Origin of the sequence: Streptomyces sp. NPDC007264, from assembly GCF_042869095.1 — a bacterium.
Classification (GTDB): Bacteria; Actinomycetota; Actinomycetes; order Streptomycetales; family Streptomycetaceae; genus Streptomyces.
In genome coordinates this window covers 152,298-173,523 of the sequence record NZ_JBIAFD010000015.1, presented here as the reverse complement: position 1 = coordinate 173,523, position 21,226 = coordinate 152,298, and the positions used below count along the sequence as shown (strand labels likewise).

17 protein-coding genes are annotated in these 21,226 nt (G+C 72.5%); 8 read left to right on the top strand and 9 right to left on the bottom strand.

The genetic code is table 11. The features are described 5' to 3' along the window. Window positions 1–159: 159 nt before the first annotated feature. The 7 genes from ACFYMU_RS24845 to ACFYMU_RS24815 all read right to left on the bottom strand — a co-directional run bounded on the left by ACFYMU_RS24845 (window position 160) and on the right by ACFYMU_RS24815 (window position 9,196). On the bottom strand, window positions 160–756 hold the full coding sequence (locus tag ACFYMU_RS24845) for an ATP/GTP-binding protein (protein WP_388377077.1): 597 nt from the start codon (window positions 754–756) through the stop codon (window positions 160–162). Continuing rightward, complete coding sequence (locus tag ACFYMU_RS24840) at window positions 737–1,111, bottom strand: DUF742 domain-containing protein (RefSeq protein ID WP_388377074.1); 375 nt, start codon at window positions 1,109–1,111, stop codon at window positions 737–739. The genes ACFYMU_RS24845 and ACFYMU_RS24840 overlap by 20 nt, the downstream gene beginning before the upstream one ends. Next, window positions 1,104–1,538: a roadblock/LC7 domain-containing protein gene (locus tag ACFYMU_RS24835; protein ID WP_388377071.1), complete on the bottom strand. Its 435-nt coding sequence runs from the start codon at window positions 1,536–1,538 to the stop codon at window positions 1,104–1,106. The genes ACFYMU_RS24840 and ACFYMU_RS24835 overlap by 8 nt, the downstream gene beginning before the upstream one ends. Before the next feature lie 14 nt (window positions 1,539–1,552). Next, entirely contained in the window at window positions 1,553–4,216 is a 2,664-nt protein-coding gene (locus tag ACFYMU_RS24830; protein WP_388377068.1) for a nitrate- and nitrite sensing domain-containing protein, read from the bottom strand. Window positions 4,217–4,457: 241 nt separating this feature from the next. Then, the gene (locus ACFYMU_RS24825; protein ID WP_388377067.1) at window positions 4,458–5,642 is read right to left on the bottom strand and encodes an FAD-dependent oxidoreductase; all 1,185 of its coding nucleotides are present in this window, start codon (window positions 5,640–5,642) and stop codon (window positions 4,458–4,460) included. Window positions 5,643–5,708: 66 nt separating this feature from the next. Further along, window positions 5,709–7,247, bottom strand: a complete 1,539-nt coding sequence (locus ACFYMU_RS24820; RefSeq protein WP_388377064.1) for an amino acid adenylation domain-containing protein — start codon at window positions 7,245–7,247, stop codon at window positions 5,709–5,711. Next, entirely contained in the window at window positions 7,244–9,196 is a 1,953-nt protein-coding gene (locus tag ACFYMU_RS24815) for a beta-ketoacyl synthase N-terminal-like domain-containing protein (protein WP_388377062.1), read from the bottom strand. Before ACFYMU_RS24815 ends, ACFYMU_RS24820 begins: the two co-directional genes overlap by 4 nt. Window positions 9,197–10,017: 821 nt before the next feature. Here ACFYMU_RS24815 and ACFYMU_RS24810 point away from each other — a divergent pair. Beyond that, entirely contained in the window at window positions 10,018–11,067 is a 1,050-nt protein-coding gene (locus tag ACFYMU_RS24810; protein ID WP_388377059.1) for a GAF domain-containing protein, read from the top strand. Window positions 11,068–11,117: 50 nt separating this feature from the next. On the opposite strand, the gene ACFYMU_RS24805 is transcribed toward ACFYMU_RS24810, so the two are convergent. Continuing rightward, a complete protein-coding gene (locus tag ACFYMU_RS24805) occupies window positions 11,118–12,737 on the bottom strand; it encodes an acyl-CoA synthetase (RefSeq protein ID WP_388377057.1) in 1,620 nt (539 codons plus the stop codon). Window positions 12,738–12,923: 186 nt separating this feature from the next. On the opposite strand from ACFYMU_RS24805, the gene ACFYMU_RS24800 reads away from it, so the two are divergent. From ACFYMU_RS24800 to ACFYMU_RS24770, 7 genes are all read left to right on the top strand, one after another. Continuing rightward, a complete protein-coding gene (locus tag ACFYMU_RS24800; protein ID WP_388377054.1) occupies window positions 12,924–13,724 on the top strand; it encodes a crotonase/enoyl-CoA hydratase family protein in 801 nt (266 codons plus the stop codon). A gap of 50 nt (window positions 13,725–13,774) precedes the next feature. Beyond that, a complete protein-coding gene (locus ACFYMU_RS24795) occupies window positions 13,775–14,725 on the top strand; it encodes a Zn-ribbon domain-containing OB-fold protein (protein WP_388377051.1) in 951 nt (316 codons plus the stop codon). Then, window positions 14,722–15,792 (top strand): thiolase domain-containing protein, encoded by a 1,071-nt coding sequence (locus tag ACFYMU_RS24790; protein ID WP_388377048.1) that lies wholly within the window; start codon window positions 14,722–14,724, stop codon window positions 15,790–15,792. Before ACFYMU_RS24795 ends, ACFYMU_RS24790 begins: the two co-directional genes overlap by 4 nt. Further along, window positions 15,789–16,955, top strand: a complete 1,167-nt coding sequence (locus ACFYMU_RS24785; protein WP_388377045.1) for a thiolase domain-containing protein — start codon at window positions 15,789–15,791, stop codon at window positions 16,953–16,955. Before ACFYMU_RS24790 ends, ACFYMU_RS24785 begins: the two co-directional genes overlap by 4 nt. 83 nt (window positions 16,956–17,038) lie before the next feature. Beyond that, entirely contained in the window at window positions 17,039–17,281 is a 243-nt protein-coding gene (locus tag ACFYMU_RS24780) for a DUF397 domain-containing protein (RefSeq protein WP_388377043.1), read from the top strand. A 134-nt stretch (window positions 17,282–17,415) separates the two neighbouring features. Then, on the top strand, window positions 17,416–18,318 hold the full coding sequence (locus ACFYMU_RS24775; RefSeq protein ID WP_388377040.1) for a universal stress protein: 903 nt from the start codon (window positions 17,416–17,418) through the stop codon (window positions 18,316–18,318). Window positions 18,319–18,617: 299 nt separating this feature from the next. Next, the gene (locus ACFYMU_RS24770; RefSeq protein ID WP_388377037.1) at window positions 18,618–19,115 is read left to right on the top strand and encodes a hypothetical protein; all 498 of its coding nucleotides are present in this window, start codon (window positions 18,618–18,620) and stop codon (window positions 19,113–19,115) included. A gap of 45 nt (window positions 19,116–19,160) precedes the next feature. On the opposite strand, the gene ACFYMU_RS24765 is transcribed toward ACFYMU_RS24770, so the two are convergent. Then, window positions 19,161–21,134, bottom strand: a complete 1,974-nt coding sequence (locus ACFYMU_RS24765; RefSeq protein ID WP_388377034.1) for an N-acetylmuramoyl-L-alanine amidase — start codon at window positions 21,132–21,134, stop codon at window positions 19,161–19,163. Window positions 21,135–21,226: the final 92 nt, after the last annotated feature.

Here is a 21,226-nt window from a genome sequence, read left to right as displayed (position 1 = left end):
GCTGGAGATCAGTAATCCAGCCGGCCCGGCCGGAGGCAAGAGTTGGGCGGCCACTTTCTGATCGCCGTGCGGCGGGGCGGCTCGGACCGCGAGGACCAGGTCGTGCCGACCGTCGGCAAGCCGACGCGGGAACCCGGGAGACCGGCGGCGGCCGTGCGGTCAGCGCCCGGTCAGGGACGTCAGGCGCGCGGCGGCCTGCGCCCGGGCCGCCTCCAGCACCGCGAGCAGCACCTCCTTGCTGGAGCCGCGGTCGCGTACGTCGCACAGGACGACCGGTGTGGACGGGTCGAGGTCCAGCGCGGCCCGCACCTGCTCCGCCGTGCACTCCTGCTGCCCGTTGAAGCAGTTGACCCCGACCGCGAACGGTATCTCGCGCGCCTCGAAGAAGTCGATCGAGGCGAACGAGGCGTCCAGACGGCGCGTGTCCGCGAGGACGATGGCGGCCAGTGCGCCTGTCGCCAGGTCGTCCCACATGAACCAGAACCGGTCCTGACCGGGCGTGCCGAACAGATACAGCACCAACTCCGGCGCGATGGTGATCCGGCCGAAGTCCATGGCGACCGTCGTCGACGACTTGCCCTCCACACCGGTCAGGTCGTCGACACCGAGACTCACCTCGGTCATGCGCTCCTCGGTCTCCAGCGGGGGCACCTCGCTCACCGAGCCCACCATGGTGGTCTTGCCGACGCCGAAGCCTCCCGCGATGAGGATCTTCAGCGCGGTCGGCATGACCGGCTCAGAGCTGACGGATACCATCCATCACCCTTTCGATGAGTTCCACACTCGGCTGGTCCTCCTGCCCGGGCGGCGATTGGACGAGGATGAGCGAGGCGTTGAGCAGGTCCCCGCAGAGGATCTTCACCACGCTCACCGGCAGATCCAGCTGCGCGGCGATCTCGGCGACCGCCACCGCGCGATCCCGGCACAGTTCGAGGATCTGAGCCGACTCCGGCTCCAGATGCTCCCGGTCCACGTCATGCGCGGACCGGGCGACGACCAGCGTGATCAGCGTGAACGTGTGCCGACTGTGGCGGGTGCGCCCGCCCGTGATGGCATACGGCCGTAAGTGACGCCCGGCCTCCGCACCGTCGAGCCATCGCGGTTCAGGCATCCTGTATATATCCGCCGGGGGACGGGGTCTGCACGCGTGGCGCGGCACTCAGGTACTGGCCGACCTGCTTGACGAGCGTGCCCATCTCGAAGGCCATCATGCCGACGTCCACTTCCTCCGTGGCTATCGCGGCCAGCCGGGCGCCTTTGCCCGCGGCCGTGACGAACAGGAACGCTCTTTCCATCTGAATGACCGTCTGCTGGACCTCCCCGCCGTGGAAGTGGCGGGCGGCGCCCCGGGCGAGGCTGTGCATGCCCGAACCCACCGCGGACAGGTGCTCGGCGTCGTCACGGCGCAGGTCCTTGGACTTGCCGATGAGGAGGCCGTCTCCCGACAGCACGATGGCGCAGCGGATCTCCGGGATCCGGTCCACCAGGCCGTCGAGGAGCCAGTCCAGCTGCGGACCGGGTTGTACCTGCTCAGTCATTGTGTAACGTTCCCTCACAGTCGGTGGGCACCGGGATCCCCCGGATCCGTAGGCCGGCCGTCGGCGCCGGCCGACCCGTCCGTCTCGGACATCCGGGCCCGCTTCAGCCCCTGCTGAATGGCGATCATCGCGCGTGCCGAGGCGTCCGGGGAGATGCCGTCGTTGTCCCCCTCGCCCTCGGGTCGGCCTGGTGCGTGTGCCGCCTCCCTGCGCAGTTGCTGCGCGAGGCTGGCTCCCCGGGTCCGCTGCGGCAGCACCCGGGGGGTGTTCGGCGGGCGTGCCCCGGCGGGGGCCGGCACCTGCCCCGCCGGCGCGGTGTGCGCGACGCCGGCTTCCCGGCCGGGCGCGGGCCCGGCCGGGGGGCCGGTGTGCCCGGCCGTCGGCACAGCGTGGTCCGGCCGCGCGCCGGGAACCGGGGACCGTGGACCGCCGTACGGCTGCGGGCTCGCGGCCTCCCCGGCCACGGACCACGGGTCCGGACCCGGAGCCGGTACGGGGTGCTCCGGTACGGGGTGGTCCGACACGGGCGGCAGCAGACCTGCACCTGCGTACTCGGGAAAGCCGCTGTGGTCGGGAAGGCGCGAGTGCGTGACGACGACCCCGTCGGCGCCCACAGGGACGGCGGCACCCCCGGCCGTGCGCACGGCCGCGCCGGCCGGCGCCCTCTCCCCTCCGTCCAGTGCGGCCTGCCGGGACTCGGCCGCCAGCGCGTTGCCGGCCGCGGCGGCCGCCGACCTGAGCTGGTCGATGGCCGGCGACTCGTACTCCTCCAGCAGGGCGGCCGGCAGCAGCACGACGACGAGCGTGCCGCCGTAGACGGACTCCCGCAACTCCACCTTGATCTTGTGCCGCTCGGCGAGCCGGGCCACCACGAAGTGGCCCAGGCGCGGGTCCTCGCCCAACGACGTCATGTCCAGCTTGGGCGGGCGGGCCAGCAGTTCGTTGGCGGACGCCATCTTCTCGGGCGGCATGCCGAGACCGTGGTCCTCGACATGGACGGCCAGGCCCTTGGCCACCTTCGTCGCGCTCACGAACACCTGGGTGTCCGGCGGGGAGAAGCTCGTGCCGTTCTCGATCAGCTCGGCGAGCAGATGCGTGACGTCCGCGACGGCGCGGCCCGCGAGGGCGACGCGCCGGTCCGCGGGCAGGTTCTTCACCTTGACGCGGGTGTACTGCTCGGTCTCGGCGACCGCGCTGCGCATGACGTCGGTGACGGAGAGCGGCGTGGTCATGCGGCGGCTGGGCGGGGAACCGCTGAGAATCACCAGGTTCTCCGCGTGGCGCCGCACGCGGGTCGCGAGATGGTCGACCTTGAAGATGTCCTTCAGCAGGTCGGAGTCCTCGTGCTTGCGCTCCAGATCGTCCAGGAGCGAGATGAGACGGTGGATCAGGATCTGGGTGCGGCGGATGAGCTGGGCGAAGACCTTCTCCGTGCCCGCGCGGCCCCGGGAGTGGCGCAGCACGGTGTCCGCCGCCACACGGCCCAGTTCGTCGATGGCGCCGGCCAGCCGCTCCAACTCGTCCGTGGTGTGGTGGCCCTGTGGGGCCAGGGTGCCCGGGTCGACCCGCTCGACCCGCTCCAGCCGGGCGAGCAGCTGCGGCAGCGTGCGGGTGAAGTCCTCGGTGTGCGACTGCAGTTCGGAGAGCCGGCCGAGTGTGGAGCGACGGGCCCGCAGCGCCAGCACCGCACCGCCCGCCAATGCGGCCAGCGTGGCGGCGGTGCCCACGAGCATGCCCAGCAGCAGGCCGTCGGCCCGGTCCGCGGCGTCGTCCGCCAGCCCCCGCACGGAGTCCTCGCCCAGCGGCCGCAGTTCATCGAGGACGCCGTCGGCGGCGTCCGGCCACGACGAGGCGTCACGGGGCAGCGCGGTGTCCCCGGCCCCGGTCACCGCGTCGCCGACCCTCGCCAGTGTCGTCCACTGCGCGCCCCCGGTGATCCGCGTATATCCGGCTGCCGCGTCGGCGGGCAGGTCACGGGCGGTCAGCGTCGCGGCGAACTCCCGCTGGAGCGCCAGGTACTCCGCGAACCGGGCGCGGGTGTCCGCGGGCATGCGGCCGGAGGGCAGCGCGCCGGACAGCAGCGCGTCCTGGCGCGAGAGCATCTCCGTGATCCGCAGCAGGGACGTGGTGGCGGCACCTTCGTGCGCGAGGGACCCGTCGTCGCTGCGGACGGCGGTGGAGACGAGCGAGATGCCCCGGGTGATGGTGTCGGTGAAGTACTGGAAGGCGTCGGCGGCCGACAGGGCGCGTCCGTCGACGGCGTCCCGGCGGCCGGAGAGCGCGGACAGCGCGTCGTCCAGCGACTTCGCCCGGCGCCGGAGGGCCGAGGTGTCCGGTCCCGGTGACCCCCGGTAGGCGGTGACCGCGGCGTCGGTCTTCCTGCGGGCGGCGTCGAGGTCCGTGCGGGCGGCGCCCGTGCGGCTCGCCTGCCAGAAGGCGGTGAGACGGCGCTCGTCCTGCAGGGCGGACAGCACGGACCGGGCCGGCCGGGCGACCGAGGAGTCGTGGTCCGCGTCGGCCTGCAGCTGGACGTGCTCGTCGACGAGACCGGCCGCCGTGTACCCCCACAGCCCGGTGAGGCAGACCGCGGGGACGACGAAGGGCAGGACGAACGAGAATCGGAGAGATCTGCGCGGGGCGGACCGATGACGCGAGCGTCGGTCGCGGGTGCCTGGCATCTGATTCCTCGTACGGCAGCGGAACACTGGTTCGGTTGACACGGTGCAAGGTGCGGGATTGTGCCCGGCGGGCCGACGTGACCGGCCGTCATCGCAATCGGGAACAGCCTGCACCGTATCAGGATCATCGCGCAGCGTCAGCAATCACAGAAAGCAACTGCGTACCGTACAGCGGTAGTTGGCTGCGACCGCCCAGGCCGTCCGCGATCGTTGCCGGGGCGGTTTGCGGAAGTGGGAGCGCTCACAGCAGCGCGAGGAGTCTGGGCGTGTACAGGGCTTCCGCGCCCTCGATGCCCGCCACCATGTCGAAGTAGATCGAGGTCAGTTCGGGATCCGTCTGCACGGCCCGCAGCAATGACAGCCGCTGTTCGTGCGGTGCGAGCCGGGCGACGCCGAGCGTGGCCTCGTAGCCCGCGACGAGGGCGGTGTCCCGGTCCTCGGCGAACTGCCGGAGCGCCGCGTCCAGTTCGGCCGGAGCGCCGCCCAGTCGACCCTCCAGACGCCGTACGAGCGCCTCGACCTGCAAGAAGGTGTCGCTGATGCCGCGCGCGGTGATGGAGTCCTTGTGGTGTCCCGCGTCGCCCACCAGGACCCAGCCCGGCCCCGTCGCCTGCCGGAAGAAGTTCTGCTGGTCGCCGGTGCCGTGCAGCCGGTCCACCGGCTCCTTGCCGTCCAGCCGCTCGTACAGGGCGGGGGCGGTGGTGCGGATCTGCTCCCGGTAGGCGCGGTGCGCGTCGGTGCGGACCTCCTCGAACCGGGACTGCGGGAAGTAGGCGAGCACGAGGGTGGCCGCGTCGTTGGTCGCCACGGCCGCCACCCAGCTGCCCGGCCGCTCGTACAGCTCCAGGGTCGCCGGGACGTCCGCCCAGTACGTGTAGTAGGCGCAGGTCATCCGGGGGTTCTCCATGGTGAACGGCACCTGCGCCAGTCGGGCGACGGCCGAGCGCATGCCGTCGGCGCCGATGACCAGGTGGGCGCGTTCGGTGAAGGAGCCGCCGTCGTGCACGCCCTCCACGCCGACGACCCGTCCGCTCTCGTCCCGCAGCAGTCCGGTCACCCGGCAGCGGTGGCGCACCTCGGCGCCCGCGGCGGCCGCCGCCTCGACCAGGATCGGGTCCAGGACGCGGCGGCGCGGGGCGTACGCCGCGTGCTGCCCCTCCACGCCCCGGGCGCACCCTTCGAGGCGGATGTCGGCGACCTCGTACAGCGCGTGTTCCAGGGGCGGGCACCCCGAGGCGCGCACCGCGTCCAGCAGTCCCCAGCGAGCGAGTGCGGCGACGCCGGGCTGGTGGACGAGATGGGTGGAGAGCGTGTCGGTGCCGGGCGGGGCCTTGTCGAGCAGGAGCACGCGGTGCCCCGCGCGGGCGAGCAGCATGGCGGTGGTCGCACCGGCGCATCGAGCGCCTACCACGATGGCGTCGAACATGTGGTTTGCCTCACAACAGACGTCGGGGGATGGGGCGGTGTGTGCCGTGGCCCGGGCATGTGTGGTTCAGCGGGCGCGTCCGAGTTCATCGAGCAGGGCCCGCCGGTCGATCTTGCCATTGGTGTTCAGCGGCAGGTGATCCAGGACGGCGATCCGGCGGGGCAGCATGTACGGCGGCAGCCGGTCGCCCAGCGCCGCGTACAGCGCGTCGGACGTGCAGCCGGCGCCGCCGACGGCGGCCTGGAGCTCCGGTTCGCCGTCCGCGGCGGGCACCGCGAGGACGATCGCGTCCCGCACCCCGGGCTGCTGCCGCAGCAGGGCCTCGATCTCCCCGAGTTCGATCCGGTGTCCGCGGATCTTCACCTGGTGGTCGGTCCGACCGAGGTGCACGAGGAGCCCGTCGCGCAGGGCGACCCGGTCCCCGGTGCGGTACCAGTGCAGGTCGGTGGGCGGCTCGTCGCCTCCGGGCCCCCCGTCGGGCGCGCGGAAGCGCCCCGCGTCGTTCGCCGGGTCGAGATAGCCGGGGAAACGCATCGGCCCGCGCACGCACAGTTCGCCGCTGTCGGCGGGCCGGCCGTCCTCGTCGAGCATCAGCAGGTCGAGGACCGGGTAGCCGGCCCCTATGGGAGCGGTCCCATTCGGGGTGTCGGGCCACTCGTCCGGATCGTCGGGGAACCGGTACGCCGTGCAGGAGATGGTGAGTTCGGTCGGCCCGTAGAGCACCTCGACACGGCTCCCGGGCGCCGCGGCCCGCCACTCCCGGGCCGCGTCCAGCGTCAGCGGTTCGCCGCCGAAGACACTCCATCGCAGCGTGGGCATGCTGCCCGGTCGCAGGGTGCCGAGGCGGGAGGCGAAGGAGATCAGGGACGGCACGGAGAACCAGTGGGTGAGGCGCAGTGTGTTGACCGTCTTCACCGGGGACATGAGTTGGCTGCGCCGGGGCACCACGAGGGTGCCGCCGCCCGCCCAGGTGACGAACAGGTCGTGCACGGAGCCGTCGAAGGTCAGCTCGAAGGACTGCGACAGACGGCTGCCCGGGGCGATGCCGTAGCGCCCGGCGACCTGGCCGAGGTAGGCGCAGAGGTTGCGGTGCAGGATGGGCACGCCCTTGGGCAGGCCGGTCGAGCCGGACGTGAAGATGATGTACGCGATGTCGTCCGGACCGGCCTCGCCCCACGACGGATCGGGTGCGGGTTCCTCGGCGAGGGCGGCCAGCTCCTCGGGGCCCACCGTGAGGACGGGCACCCCGAGGTCGGCACCCGCCCCGGAGGCGTCGGCGAGGACCACCTCCACCTCCGCGGTCTTCACGATGCCGGCCGTACGCGGCTGCGGGTGTTCGGGGTTGAGCGGGACGACGGCCGCGCCGGCCCGCAGCACGGCCAGGTAGCCGGCGTACGCGGTCACAGAGCGGTTCGCCAGCAGGCCCACGCGGCGCGGGGGGCTGCCCCCGGCCGCCGCGACCAGGCGGGCGGCGAGCCGCTCCGCCAGGTCGCGCAGTGCGGCGTAGCCGAGCCGGTCGTCGCCCACCTCCAGTGCCACGGCGTCGTCGCCGTACGCGTCGGCGGAGCGGGCGAACCAGGCGTACGCGGTCTGCGGTTCGCTCATCGGGCGGCCGCCTCCAGCGAGCGTGTCCACCGGCGCAGCTCTCCCACGGTGCGCAGCCTGCCGAGCTCCTCCGGGTCGACGTCCTGGCTGGACCGCTTGGTCAGCTCGACCACGATCCGCAGCTTCGCCAGCGAGTCGATGCCGATGTCGGTGAGGCTGGAGGCGTCGTCGAAGCCGGTGCGGGCGTGTTCCCGCAGCACCCACGACGCCAGGTCGCCACCGTCGTCGTGCCGCTCGCCGGGCCAGTACCGCTCGGTCTGCCAGGGGTAGGTCGGCAGCGGCACGAAGCGGCCGGAGCCGCCGAACAGCTTCTCCCAGTCCACGTCCTCGCCCCGGCGGTAGCGGTGGGCGACGGCCGACAGCGGCCTGCCGTCCACGCCGGGTGACCCGGTGAGGGCCGCCGCCAGCTCCTCGTGGCTCGACCCGACGACCGCCAGCCGGTGCGTGTGGTGCTGCCGGCGCGTGGCCGCGCTGAAGCAGATGTCGCGGACGCTGTGAGCGGCTCCCGCACCGTCGGGGGCGAGGTAGGCGGCGTACGACCGGGCGAGCGCCTCCAGCGCGCCGGGGCCGCGCGCGGAGAGCAGCAGAAGGTACGGCGCGGCGCCGGCGGCCGGTTCGGCGGGCGTCTCGACGGGCGTCTCGACGGGATCGGGGCGGCGGATCACCACATGCGCGTTGAGGGCCGAGGAGCCCTGTCCGGAGACGCCGGCGACGGCCGGCCGGCCCCGGTCCGGCAGGTCGACGAGCGTGCCGGGCACCACCAGCGGCAGCTCGTCCCAGGCCACCTCGGGGTTCGGCGTGGACAGGTGGAGACTGGCGGGCACCTGGCCGTGCTCCAGGCACAGCACGGCCTTGACGAGTCCGGCCATGCCGCCCGCGGCCTCCGCGTGGCCGATGTTCGTCTTGACCGAGCCGACGAGCAGGGGACGGTCCGCCGGACGCCCCGCGCCCAGGACCCGGCCCAGCGCGGTCAGTTCCAGAGGATCGAGGGCAGGCGACCCGGAACCGTGCGCCTCGACGTAGTCGACGTCCGCGGGATCGATCCCCGCGTCCTCGTACGCCCAGCGCAGGACCTCGATCTGGCCCTGCAGGGAGGGGTTGAGCACCGAGTCGCTGGTGTGGCCGTCGTTGCCGACGGCACTGCCCTGGACGACGGCGCGGATGCGGTCGCCGTCGGCCAGCGCGTCCGCGAGGCGCTTGAGGACGACCACCGCCACCGCGTCGCTCGGGGCGTGACCGTCGGCGCCGGCGTCCCCGAACCTGCTGCGCCCGTCGGCGGACATGGCCCCCGCCTGGCTCATCACCAGGTCCTCGTCGGGGCGGAGCTTGAGGTTCACCCCGGCGGCCAGGGCGAGAGGGCTCTCCCGGGCCCGCAGGCTCTGTACGGCCTGGTGGACGGCGACCAGGGAGGACGAGCACGCGGTGTCCACCACGACGCTGGGGCCGCGGAAGTCGAAGGCGTGGGAGATCCGGGCGGGCAGCAGCGAGCGGAAGTTGTTGAGTTGGGACGCGGTGGCGGTGTCCGGGCCCTGTCGCAAGGCCAGTTCCAGGTGGTCGGCACGGGCGTTGCCCACGAAGACCCCGGTGCGGCTGCCGGCCAGCAGGTCGGGCCGCTGCCCCGCGTCCTCCAGCGCCTCCCAGGCCGTCATCAGCAGCAGCCGCTGCTGCGGATCCAGTTCGACGGCCTCGGTCGCGGACATTCCGAAGAACTCGGCGTCGAACTCGGCGATCCCGTCGACATAGCCCGCGCGGCGGCCGGCTACGCGGCCCGGACCGGGGACGGGGGAGTACAGGGCGTCCACGTCGTAACGATCGGGAGGTGTCTCGCCGGTGGCGTCCACGCCGTCTCTGAGGAGAGCCCACAGCTCGTCGGTGCCCGACGCGCCGGGGAGCCGGCAGGCCATGCCGATCACCGCCACCGCCCGGGCGTCCACGTCCGACCTGTTCATGACGTCACTCCTTCGATACTTTGCCGCTGTCCGTACGAATGGCGCAGTTGACCTTGTCGCTTGACCTGGTGGGGGGTGTCGCGGCAGCTCGGCATCGCCGGGGGCGCGCCCCGGCCGCCGCAGGGAATTCCCCCGCGCCGCCGTACCGCCGGGCCCCGGTTCCCGGGCGGAAGGGGCGGTCTGAACGTGAGCCCGGACACCGTCGTGCCGGGTTCATCCGTCAGTGCGACGAGCCTCCTGCCCGGCGCGGCGGATCCTCGCCCACGCAGCAGCACCAGGCGGTCGGGAGCAGCGCGGCTCGTGGCGCGAAACCGCGCGCGGCGCTCTGGCCGAAACGGTCCTGCCGCTTCCGCCCGCGGCGGGAAGCCCGCAGCTCGAACCGTACTTGGCCCACCCCGCTGTGCCCTCTCTCGCAGGTGCATCGCACACATTCATTACACTGGAGCCACATCAGCACGACGGGCCCCACCCACCCCCACCATCAGGCGTTCGAACCAAAGTTCGATCATCGGGCGCGGTGCCGAGTCGGGGGCGCCGACGTCGAAAACCAGCCCGTCGGACGATTGTCGTACGCAAAATCGTTTCCGCTTGCCCGCCCCTCAAGGAATGGCGAGAAGTGATCGCCGCAGGTTGAAACCTGGAAATAGTTGGACAGAATCAAAGATTGGGCATCTGTACACGGCCGGACAGGTGAAACGGAGGCGGGAGAGGAACCGGTCAAGTGCCTTGGTCACGAAGGGCGTTGGTCGTGAGGCAAGTGATACGGAAATTACCTGGAGGGGCGATCCGCGGAGGCGGGGATTCTGATTTCATCGGGTCTCATGGATGCCCTCTCATCTGATCAGGCCCGGCTCGCGGGCGAGCAGCGGAAGCTGCGACTGCAGGTTCTCGGCCTCAATACCGTCGAGGCGGAGGCGACCTTCGACCGTGTCGCGCGACTGGCGGCCAGCTTCACCCGGTCACCGTTGGCCATGGTCAACTTCATCAACGACGAACGGCAGATGTTCCGCGGCATGTACGTGCCCACGGCCTCCCCCGACGACCAGGTGGACCCCGACGGCGGTGGTGTCCCCTTCGACCTGAGCAACCTCACCCGGGAGGCCCCCGGCGACTACGGCTTCTGCCCCCACGTGGTGGCCCAGGGCTCCCAACTGGCCCTGGACGACGTCTTCGACTACCCGCGCTTCAAGGGGAACCCCCTCGTCAACGACCTGGGTGTGCGCTCCTACCTCGGTACGCCGCTGCGTGACAACACGGGCATGGTCCTGGGCACCGTGTGCGTCGCGGACTTCAAGCCCCGCGCCTGGGACCGCGCCCTGCGGCAGGGCATGCAGGAACTCTCCGAGACCCTGCTGTCCGACTTCAAGCTGCGCGACAGCCTGCTGGCCCAGCAGCAGGAGCTGTTCGCCGTCTTCGACGGCGCGCCGTTCCCCATCATGCTGACCGAGGGCCCCAACCACCTGCTGCGCTACGCCAACGGCAAGCAGGGCGCGGCCTTCGGCATGGTGCCGCAGTTCAGCCCGGGCCGCCTCGTGCTGCCGGGACTCGAGTCCATGGGCATCTTCAACGCGATGGACGACGCCTTCCACACCGGGCGGCCCACCACGCTGTCACGGCTGTCGGTCCCCACCTACGACAACCCGTCGCCGCAGGACTTCACCTTCCTGTGCACACCGGTGCGGACGTCGCCCGGCGCGCCGATCAGCGGGGTGCTCACCGTGGCGATGGCGGCCAACGGACAGCCCTACCCGGGCTCCGAACAGCAGGCGTTCGCGGCCAACGTCCAGGAGCGGTTCGAGCGGCTGGGCGCGGGCGGGCTGCCGGGCGGGACGCAGGGGCAGCGGCGGGACGGCGGCGGATACCTGCACTGACCCCGTGCGACCGTCGCGCGGGCTCGGCGCGTGCTCGCCCGCGTGCTCCGTCAGCGGTCCGCCGCCACCGCCACCTCCTTGGCCCAGCGGTAGTCCGCCTTGCCGCTGGGTGAACGGCGGATGGTGTCCGTGACGACCAGCTGGCGAGGGATCTTGTAGCCCGCCAGGCGCGCCCGGCAGTGGGTCTGGATGTCCTCGAGCGACGGCCGCGCCGCGCCCTCGCGCAGCTGCACCACTGCCGCCACGTGGTTGCCCCACCTCGCGTCCGGCACCCCGGCGACCAGGGCGTCGTAGACGTCGGGGTGCGACTTGAGGGCCTGTTCGACCTCTTCGGGGTACACCTTCTCGCCGCCGGTGTTGATGCACTGCGAGCCGCGGCCCAGGACCGTGACGACGCCCTCCTCGTCGACCGTCGCCATGTCGCCCAGCAGCACCCACCGCTCGCCGTCGCGCTGGAAGAACGTCTCGGCGGTCTTCGCCGGGTCGTTGTAGTACCCGAGGGGCACGTGTCCGCGCTGGGCGACGCGGCCGGGCCGGCCGACCGGGACCGGCTCGTGGGTGACCGGATCCACCACCTGCGTACGGGAGTTGACGCGGATGCGGAAGCCCCTGTCCGGGCCGGAGTCGGCGGTCGCGGTGCCGTTGAAGCCCGACTCCGACGAGCCGAAGTTGTTGAGCAGCACGGTGTGGGGCACGAGCGCCTGGAACTGTGCGCGCACGGTCTCCGACATGATCGCCCCGGACGACGACACACTGAACAGGGACGAGCAGTCCGTGCCCTTCATCGGGCCGTTCAGCGCGTCGATCAGCGGCCGGAGCATCGCGTCGCCCACCAGCGCCATGCTGGTGACCTTCTCCTTCTCGACGGTGCGCAGGACCGCCTCCGGGTCGAACCTGCGGTGCAGCACGACCCGCTGGCCGAAATTGAAGCCGATGAACGCCGTGAGCGTGGAGGTGCCGTGCATCAGCGGGGGAGTGGGGAAGAACGTGATGCCCTCCCCTCCGGCCGCGACCCGCTCCGCCAGCTCCTCGGGCTTCTTGACCGGCTCCCCGGTCGGGGCGCCGCCGCCGAGCCCGGCGAAGAACAGGTCCTCCTGGCGCCACATGACGCCCTTGGGCATCCCGGTCGTGCCGCCCGTGTAGATGATGAACTGGTCGTCCGCCGAGCGGGCCGGGAACCCGCGCTCGGGCGACCCCGTGGCCTCGGCCCCGGCGAAGTGCACGGCGTCCGGCGCGGCGGCGTCCGGCCCGGGCGTTCCCACCCGTATCAGGTGCCGCAGCTTCTCCGCCCGGGGCAGCACCGCGGCCACCCGGTCCGTGAACTCCACGTCGAAGACCAGGGCCACCAGGTCGGCGTCCCGGTAGAGGTAGGCCAGTTCCTCCTCGACGTACCGGTAGTTCACGTTGACCGGGACGATCCGGGCCTTCAGGCAGCCCAGCACCGTCTGCAGGTACTCGACCCCGTTGTAGAGGTGCAGTCCCAGGTGCTCGCCGGGCCGTATGCCGGCGTCGAGCAGATGGTGCGCGACGCGGTTGGCCGCGGCGTCCAGTTGCGCGTAGGTCAGACGGCGCTCCGCGCCCGTGCCGGGGTGGTCGGCGTACACGAGCGCCTCACGGTCCGGCACCACGTCGACGACCGACTCGAACAGGTCCGCAAGGTTGTACTCCACCGCTCCTCCTGACCCCTGGCATCGCTCGGCGACGGAACGCGCATCCTCGGATGCCGGTCATCAGAGCAAAGCCCGACGCAACTGTGAAGGGTCGTGGCGAAGAAATCTGACTGAGTGTCAGAAACCTCTTGTCCTGGCTCCGCGCCTCCTGCAACCTGTTCTCGTTCCGGAGACGGGAGGAAAGCGATGGGTGGGACCGAACACCTCACCGTGCAGCGTGAAGGCGCCACACTGGTACTCACACTCAACAGACCCGAGGCCAAGAACGCGCTCTCACTGCCGATGCTGGTGGGGCTGTACGACGGCTGGATCGAGGCCGACGCGGACGACACGGTCCGCTCGATCGTCCTCACCGGGGCCGGCGGCTCCTTCTGCGCCGGAATGGACCTCAAGGCCCTGGCCGGCGCGGGCATGGAGGGGCAGCAGCACCGCGAACGGCTCACGGCGGACCCGGACCTGCACTGGAAGGCGATGCTGCGCCACCACCGCCCGCGCAAACCGGTGATCGCGGCCGTCGAGGGCCACTGCGTGGCCGGCGGCACCGAGATCCTCCAGGGCACCGACATCCGGGTCGCGGCCGAGTCCGCGACGTTCGGCCTCTTCGAGGTCCGGCGCGGACTGTTCCCGATCGGCGGCTCCACGGTCCGCCTCCAGCGGCAGATCCCGCGCACCCACGCCCTGGAGATGCTGCTCACCGGACGCCCCTACTCGGCGCGCGAGGCCGCCGACGTCGGACTCGTCGGCCATGTCGTGCCCGACGGCACCGCGCTCGCCAGGGCCCTGGAGATCGCCGAGGAGATCAACGCCTGCGGGCCGCTCGCCGTGGAGGCCGTCAAGGCGTCCGTGTACGAGACCGCCGAGATGACGGAGGCCGACGGGCTCGCCGCCGAACTCAAGCGCGGCTGGCCGGTCTTCGACACCGCGGACGCCAAGGAAGGCGCCCGCGCCTTCGCCGAGAAACGCCGGCCCGTCTACAAGCGCGCCTGATCCTGTGCGCAAGCAGCATGCGCGCCCGACCTCCGAAGGAGCCATCCGGGATGCCCGACGTCCTCAAAGCCCCCCTCGTCCTCGAGTTCCCCTTCACCCGCTCCCTGGGCCCCGTGCAGCGCGCCTTCCTCACCGGCCTGCGGGAACGCGTCGTCCTCGGCGCACGCACCGGTGACGGCCGCACGCTCGTCCCGCCGGCCGAGTACGACCCCGTCACCGCCGCCGAACTGCGCGACCTCGTCGAGGTCGCCCCCACCGGCACGGTCACCACCTGGGCCTGGAACCACGAGCCGCGCCGCGGCCAGCCCCTCGACACGCCCTTCGCCTGGGTGCTGGTCCGGCTCGACGGCACCGACAGCGCCCTCCTGCACGCCCTGGACGTCCCCGGTCCCGACGCCGTCCGCACCGGCATGCGCGTCCGCATCCGATGGGCCGGGCAGCGCTCCGGCGCCGTCACGGACATCGCCTGCTTCGAACCGCACGACGGCGGACCGGCCGCGCCCGGAGAACCGGCCCTGCACAGCGGCGAGTTCGAGGACCCGGTCGACGGCATCGTGGCGCCCGCCCGCCTCGAGTACGCCTACACCCCGGGCCGTGCCCAGTCCGCGTACATCAACGCCCTCGCCGAGCGGCGCATCGTCGGCGAACGCTGCCCGTCCTGCCGCAAGGTGTACGTCCCGCCCCGGGGCGCCTGTCCCACCTGCGGCGTGGCCACGACGGAACAGACCGACGTGGGTCCGCGCGGCACGGTGACGACCTACTGCATCGTCAACATCAAGGCGAAGAACCTCGACATCGAGGTGCCGTACGTCTACGGGCACATCGCCCTCGACGGCGCCGACCTCGCCCTGCACGGACGCATCGGCGGCATCCCCTACGACCAGGTGCGCATGGGCATGCGCGTCGAACCGGTGTGGACCCCGGGCGCCCGCCACCCCGACCACTACCGCCCGACCGGCGAGCCGGACGCCGACTACGACACCTACAAGGAGCTGCTGTGACGCGCGAAGAAGAGCCAGGGCCCCGCGAGATCGCCGTCGTCGCCTTCGCGCAGACCGACCACCGCCGCACCAGCGACGAACTCTCCGAGGTCGAGATGCTCATGCCGGTCCTGCACGACGTCCTGGACCGGACCGGCCTGAAGACCGGCGACATCGGCTTCACCTGCTCCGGATCCAGCGACTACCTGGCCGGCCGCGCCTTCTCCTTCACCCTCGCCCTCGACGGGGTGGGCGCCTGGCCGCCGATCTCCGAGTCGCACGTCGAGATGGACGGCGCATGGGCGTTGTACGAGGCGTGGACGAAGCTGCTCACCGGCGACGCCGACACCGCGCTGGTCTACTCGTACGGCAAGTCGTCGCCCGGATCCGTACGGGACGTCCTGAGCCGGCAGCTGGACCCGTACTACGTGGCGCCGCTGTGGCCGGACTCCGTGGCGCTGGCCGCCCTCCAGGCGCAGGCGCTCATCGACGCCGGCGGAACCGACGAGCCGGCCCTGGCGGCCGTCGCCGCACGCAGCCGCCGGTCCGCGACCGCCAACCCGCATGCGCACCTGAAGGGCTCCGTGCCGCACGGCGACTACGTGGTCCGACCCCTGCGCCGCGGCGACTGCCCCCCGATCGACGATGGGGCCGCCGCCGTGGTCCTCGCGGCGGGGGATCGGGCCCGGGAGCTGTGCGAGCGGCCCGCCTGGATCCGGGGCATCGACCACCGCGTCGAGCCGCACGGGCTCGGGGTGCGCGACCTGACCGACTCGCCGTCCGCGCGACTGGCGGCCGAGAAGGCCGGCGCCTTCGAACGACCCGTCGACACGGCGGAGTTGCACGCGCCGTTCACCGCGCAGGAGGTGATCCTCCGCAGGGCGCTGCGGCTCGACGACAGCGTCACGGTCAACCCCTCAGGAGGAGCCCTCGCCGCCAACCCGGTCATGGCCGCCGGACTCATCCGCATCGGTGAGGCCGCCGCCCGCATCCACCGCGGCGAGTCCGACCGCGCGCTCGCCCACGCCACGTCCGGCCCGTGTCTGCAGCAGAACCTGGTCGCCGTCCTCGAAGGAGACCCGCGATGAACAAGGAGCCCGTGGCCGTCACCGGGATCGGCCAGACCAAGCACGTGGCGGCGCGCCGGGACGTGTCCATGGCGGGACTGGTCCGGGAGGCCGCCGCACGGGCCCTGGACGACGCGGAACTGACGTGGGCCGACATCGACGCCGTGGTCATCGGCAAGGCCCCCGACTTCTTCGAGGGCGTCATGATGCCCGAGCTGTACCTCGCCGACGCGCTCGGCGCCGTCGGCAAACCCGTGCTCAGGGTGCACACGGCCGGTTCGGTCGGCGGTTCCACGGCGCTCGTCGCGGCCAATCTGGTCGCCGCCCGTGTGCACGGCACCGTGCTGACCCTGGCGTACGAGAAGCAGTCCGAGTCCAACGCCATGTGGGGCCTGTCGCTGCCGATCCCCTTCCAGCAGCCGCTGCTCGCCGGGGCGGGGGGCTTCTTCGCGCCGCACGTGCGTGCGTACATGCGGCGCAGCGGCGCTCCCGACACGGTCGGCTCCCTCGTCGCGTACAAGGACCGGCGCAACGCGCTGAAGAACCCCTACGCGCACCTCCACGAGCACGACATCACCCTGGAGAAGGTGCAGTCCTCACCCATGCTGTGGGACCCGATCCGCTACTCGGAGACCTGCCCGTCCTCCGACGGAGCCTGCGCCATGGTGCTCACCGACCGGGCGGGGGCGGCCCGTTCGCCCCGGCCGCCCGCGTGGATGCTCGGCGGCGCGATGCGCAGCGAGCCGACCCTGTTCGCGGGCAAGGACTTCGTGTCGCCGCAGGCCGGCAGGGACTGCGCCGCCGACGTCTACCGGCAGGCGGGGATCGCCGACCCGCGCAGGGACATCGACGCGGTGGAGATGTACGTGCCGTTCTCCTGGTACGAACCCATGTGGCTGGAGAACCTCGGCTTCGCCGAGGAGGGCGAGGGCTGGAAGCTCACCGAGTCCGGCGTGACCGAACTCGACGGGGACCTCCCCGTCAACATGTCCGGCGGGGTGCTCTCCACGAATCCGATCGGCGCCTCCGGCATGATCCGCTTCGCCGAGGCCGCCCTCCAGGTGCGCGGTCAGGCCGGAGAGCACCAGGTGGACGGGGCACGGCGGGTGCTCGGGCACGCCTACGGCGGCGGGTCGCAGTTCTTCTCGATGTGGCTGGTGGGCGACCGGCCGCCGACCTCCTGAGAGCATCCCCCTCGCGTGGCCTGTCGGCGACGGAGTGCGATCGCTAGGCTGGCCGCGGACGACGAACCGGGAGGAGCACGGACGTGGCCGAGAGCACCACCCAGCGGCAGCCGCTCATGGGCTGGGACAAGCCGGAGCTGGACCTGAGCGAGGCCGACTGGCGCTCCAGCAGCCGAGGGCTCGGAGATGTCCAGATCGCCTTCGTCGAAGGCTTCATCGCGATGCGCAACAGCGGCCGCCCCGAGAGTCCTTCCCTGATCTTCACGCCCGCCGAGTGGGGCGCGTTCGTGTCGGGGGCGCGGGAAGGGGAGTTCGATCTGACCTGAGCCCTCGCCCGGCGGGGCCGGCCCCCGCCTCCCCGGAATTTCCGGACACGCGGTCATGGAACCCGTCCGGGGCCGCCGTCTGCGTCAGGCTGGCCCCGGAACGATCACCGGAGCGTGACGGAGGCGAGGATTCCATGACCACCCTGCCGGTCATCGCGGCCGTCGACGGATCGGACGACAGCCTGCGCGCTCTCGACTGGGCGCTGACGGCGGCGCGGCTGCGCGAGGCACCGCTGCGTGTGGTGCACGTGGAGCACCACGCGTCCTGGGCGCAGCCCGACGGCCCGGTCGCCGGACCACCCGACCCGGTGCTCGACCAGGTCCGCAAGCGGTTGCGGGGCCGGACCGGCCTGCCGGCCCTGGAGTACGCGGCCCCGCAGGGTGCCCCGGCCGCCCTCCTGCCGGAACTGGGGGCCACCGCCCAGCTGATGGTGCTCGGCTCGCGTGGCCGCGGCGGCTTCACCGGCCTGCTGCTCGGCTCCGTCGGCATGGCCGCCGCACGCGACGCCGCCTGCCCGGTCGTCGTGGTGCCCCGCCCGGGACGAGAGGTGCCCGAGGGGCGGCCCGCCGCACCGGGCCCCCGCGTCGTCGTCGGCCTGCACGTCGAGGGTCCCACCGATGCCGTCCTGGCCTTCGCCTTCGGGGAGGCGGCGCGCCGTGCCGCCCGGCTCCAGGTGATCACCGCGTATCCCTGGCCGGTGCAGTCCTGGGCGGCGCCCGGCCCGCTCGTTCCCGTGCCCGTCGACCAGGACGCCCTGGAGGACGAGACCCGGGCCCTCGCCGAGGGCTTCCTCGCCCCCCACCGCGCCGACCACCCGGACGTCCGAGTCGATCTCTCCCTCCTGCCGGGCGACGCGGCGGGCCACCTCGTCGCGGCCTCCAAGGACGCGGAACTCGTCGCCGTGGGCCGCCACCGGCGGCGGTTCCTCGCCCCCGCCCGCATGATGGGCTCGGTGACCCAGGCCGTGCTGCTGCACGCGGCGAGCCCGGTGGCGGTGATCCCGCCGGCGGCCGGTCCGCGCGACACCGGCGGATGACGGCACGGCCCGGCCGACCGGCCCGGTCGACCGGCCGGGGCGCCAGGCCCGTCACGGACGGCGAGGGTCCCGCTCGACGGAGGGCCGACGCCTTCCCACGTGGGACCTCCCCACGCGGGCGGTCCCCATACGGACCGTCTCCACACGGGCGGTCCCCATACGGACCGTCTCCACGCGGCCGGTCCCCACATGGACCGTCCCCACATGGGCGGTCCCCATACGGACCGTCCCCATACGGACCGTCCCCACGCTGCCGGTCCCAGGACCCCGTGGCGCGCCGGGGCACGTACCATTGCGGCATGTCCTTCCTCCGCCGCCGCAGCGCCACCCCTGCCGGGCCCGACTTCGACGTACTGGCCATGGACCCGGGGGACTGGCCGGGCAATCTCGGTGCCGGTCTGCTGCCCGCCGCCGACGGCAGCTGCCAGGGCGTCTTCCTGCGCTACGACCTGTTCGGCGGCCGCGGCCCCGCGATGATCATCGGCAATCTGCCGGCGGGCTCCCCGGCCCGTGACGTCGAAGGGGACGAGGTCCCCTTCGAGGTGGGCCAGCTGCTGCTGGCGCTGGAGAACGACGAGGAGGTCACCGTCGTCGGGTCCGAGGACATCCCGGTGATGCAGGGTGACAACCTTCTGATCGTGCGCCGCCTCAAGCTCTCCGAGAGCCGCATCTCCTGCGTCCAGTTCGACCGCAGTGACAACGTGCTGGTGACCATCGCCGCCTGGGACCGCCCGATCACCGACGATCTGTACGCGCTTCTCAAGCCGCTGCCCGCGGAGCTGTTCCAGCAGGGCTGACGCGGCCGAGGGCCGGGACCCTCCCCTCGGTCCCGGCCCCGCCCCCTACGAGGCCGACGGCACCACCTGCACGTCCGCCGCCCGCACGAACGCCACCCGGTGCCCGAACTGGATCTCGTAGTACAGGTCCTTGCCGACCACGACCTTGTGCGAGTCGGTGGCGAAGGTGACCGCGTAGTAGTACGCGCCGGGCACCGCGCCCCCGACGACGTACCTCTGGCCCGCCGGCAGCCTGTAGGGCAGCGGCGCCACCGACTGCGCGGGCACGTCCTGCGGGTACGCCTCCTTCTCCGGGTAGGCGCGGCCGTACACCGGGACGTCCGCGAGACCGTCCTTGGGCGTCACCACGAGCCCGGAGGCGTTCACCGCGGTCGGCTGCCCCTTCGGGTTCCTGAACCACGCCTTCTGTCCCAGGTACCAGACCGCCGTCCAGTCCCCGTCACGGCCGGCGACCGCGTACTGCTGGCCGGTGGACACGCGCGAGCCCACGTCGTTCACATCGATCGTCGAATCGCCCCCGCCGGGACGCAGACCGATGTCCTTGATCAGCGGGGAGGACCCGCTCGGCGCGCTGTACAGGCGCACCTCGCCGGATCCGTGCGCCGCACACGGTTCGCCCACGGTCGTGCAGCCCGTGTACTCCGGCTGGTTCGCGGCGTAGTCCGGCAGGATCGTCACCAGGCCGCCCCTGGCACCGGCCGTGGCCCGGAACGGGTGGCCGAGCAGCTCGAAGTAGTGCCGCCAGTCCCAGTACGGGCCCGGGTCCGTGTGCATGCCCGGGATCGTGGAGGAGGTCGGGCCAGGAACGTTCTCGTGGCCCAGGATGTGCTGGCGGTCCAGCGGAATGCCGTACCTCGCCGCGAGATACGCCACCAGCCGCGCCGACGAGCGGTACATCGCCTCCGTGTACCAGGCGTCCGGCGAGGTGAGGAATCCCTCGTGCTCGAGGCCGATCGACGCGGCGTTGACGTACCAGTTGCCCGCGTGCCAGGCCACGTCCTTGGCCTTCACATGCTGGGCGATGTGGCCGTCCGTGGAGCGCAGCGTGTAGTTCCAGGACACATAGGTCGGATCCCGGACCAGGTCGAGGACACCGTCCCACTGGCCTTCGGTGTCATGGATGACGATGTATTTGATGCCTTGCGACGCGGGACGGTCCCCCAGGTCGTGGTTGCCGTAGTCGCCCTCGCCGAACTCCTCGTACGGCGCGGGGATCCATTCGCAGGACACACCGCGGGGGCATTCGGTGCCGTCCGAGCGGGTCGCGCGCAGCCCGGCCCGCCGCAGCTGTGCGGGGTCGGGCGCGAGATCCCGGTCCGCGGCCAGCGTCACCCGCTGCCCGGTGTCCGTGGTGCGCCGCTCTCCCTGGCGCATGACCGCGAAGACGTCGTCGGCGTACGCGGCCGCCGTTCCGGAGTCGTCCGCGCCGGAGAACTCCGCGACCGCCCCGTACCAGTCGGCCGGGTCGTCGCTCAGCGGCCGGCCGAGGTGGTGCTGCGCGGCGGCGAGCAGGGCGGCACCGCCCGCGATGTTGTCCGCCGGATCGGTGCGCAGCCGCTCGGCGGGGATGCCGGTCAGTGCCGCGGCTTCGGCCAGGGTCTTCAGACGGGCCGGCAGCTCGGTGTTCACCGGCACCTTCGCCGTGGGCAGCAGCGGGGGACGGGCCTGGTCGCCGCGAGCGTCCTCCGGAGGGCCGTCGTGGCGGGCCGCCGCCGTGAGGGCGGTGCGGGCGTCCGTGAGGTGCATCGGGCCGTAGCCGCCCGAGACGCTCGGGGCGCCCACGTGCGCGTCCCAGCGGGACTGCAGGTAGGAGACGCCGAGCAGCAAGCTCTGCGGTACGTGGTACCGGGTGGCCGCGGACGCGAAGGCGCTCTGCAGCTCGGCCGAGGGGGCCTGGGCCGGAGCCGGGGCGGCACCCAGCAGGGGCAGCAGCAGCGCGGCCGAGGCGACGGCGCCCGCGGCTGTGGCAATGCGTCTGCGCCCGGCGGGGGCGTGGGGGGTGGTGGCGGATCCTCGCAATGCAGCCTCCTGGGGCGGTCGCGCGATCTGGGGCGTGCGGGGCCGGACGTGCGTCAGTGGTACCGGCTCGCCGACGATCCGTCAATCGTGCC

Bases quoted from the DNA above. Each gene is read 5' to 3' on its own strand.
- ACFYMU_RS24845 (WP_388377077.1), bottom strand. From the start codon at position 756: ATGGTATCCGTCAGCTCTGAGCCGGTCATGCCGACCGCGCTGAAGATC.
- ACFYMU_RS24840 (WP_388377074.1), bottom strand. From the start codon at position 1,111: ATGCCTGAACCGCGATGGCTCGACGGTGCGGAGGCCGGGCGTCACTTA.
- ACFYMU_RS24835 (WP_388377071.1), bottom strand. From the start codon at position 1,538: ATGACTGAGCAGGTACAACCCGGTCCGCAGCTGGACTGGCTCCTCGAC.
- ACFYMU_RS24830 (WP_388377068.1), bottom strand. From the start codon at position 4,216: ATGCCAGGCACCCGCGACCGACGCTCGCGTCATCGGTCCGCCCCGCGC.
- ACFYMU_RS24825 (WP_388377067.1), bottom strand. From the start codon at position 5,642: ATGTTCGACGCCATCGTGGTAGGCGCTCGATGCGCCGGTGCGACCACC.
- ACFYMU_RS24820 (WP_388377064.1), bottom strand. From the start codon at position 7,247: ATGAGCGAACCGCAGACCGCGTACGCCTGGTTCGCCCGCTCCGCCGAC.
- ACFYMU_RS24815 (WP_388377062.1), bottom strand. From the start codon at position 9,196: ATGAACAGGTCGGACGTGGACGCCCGGGCGGTGGCGGTGATCGGCATG.
- ACFYMU_RS24810 (WP_388377059.1), top strand. From the start codon at position 10,018: ATGGATGCCCTCTCATCTGATCAGGCCCGGCTCGCGGGCGAGCAGCGG.
- ACFYMU_RS24800 (WP_388377054.1), top strand. From the start codon at position 12,924: ATGGGTGGGACCGAACACCTCACCGTGCAGCGTGAAGGCGCCACACTG.
- ACFYMU_RS24795 (WP_388377051.1), top strand. From the start codon at position 13,775: ATGCCCGACGTCCTCAAAGCCCCCCTCGTCCTCGAGTTCCCCTTCACC.
- ACFYMU_RS24785 (WP_388377045.1), top strand. From the start codon at position 15,789: ATGAACAAGGAGCCCGTGGCCGTCACCGGGATCGGCCAGACCAAGCAC.
- ACFYMU_RS24775 (WP_388377040.1), top strand. From the start codon at position 17,416: ATGACCACCCTGCCGGTCATCGCGGCCGTCGACGGATCGGACGACAGC.
- ACFYMU_RS24770 (WP_388377037.1), top strand. From the start codon at position 18,618: ATGTCCTTCCTCCGCCGCCGCAGCGCCACCCCTGCCGGGCCCGACTTC.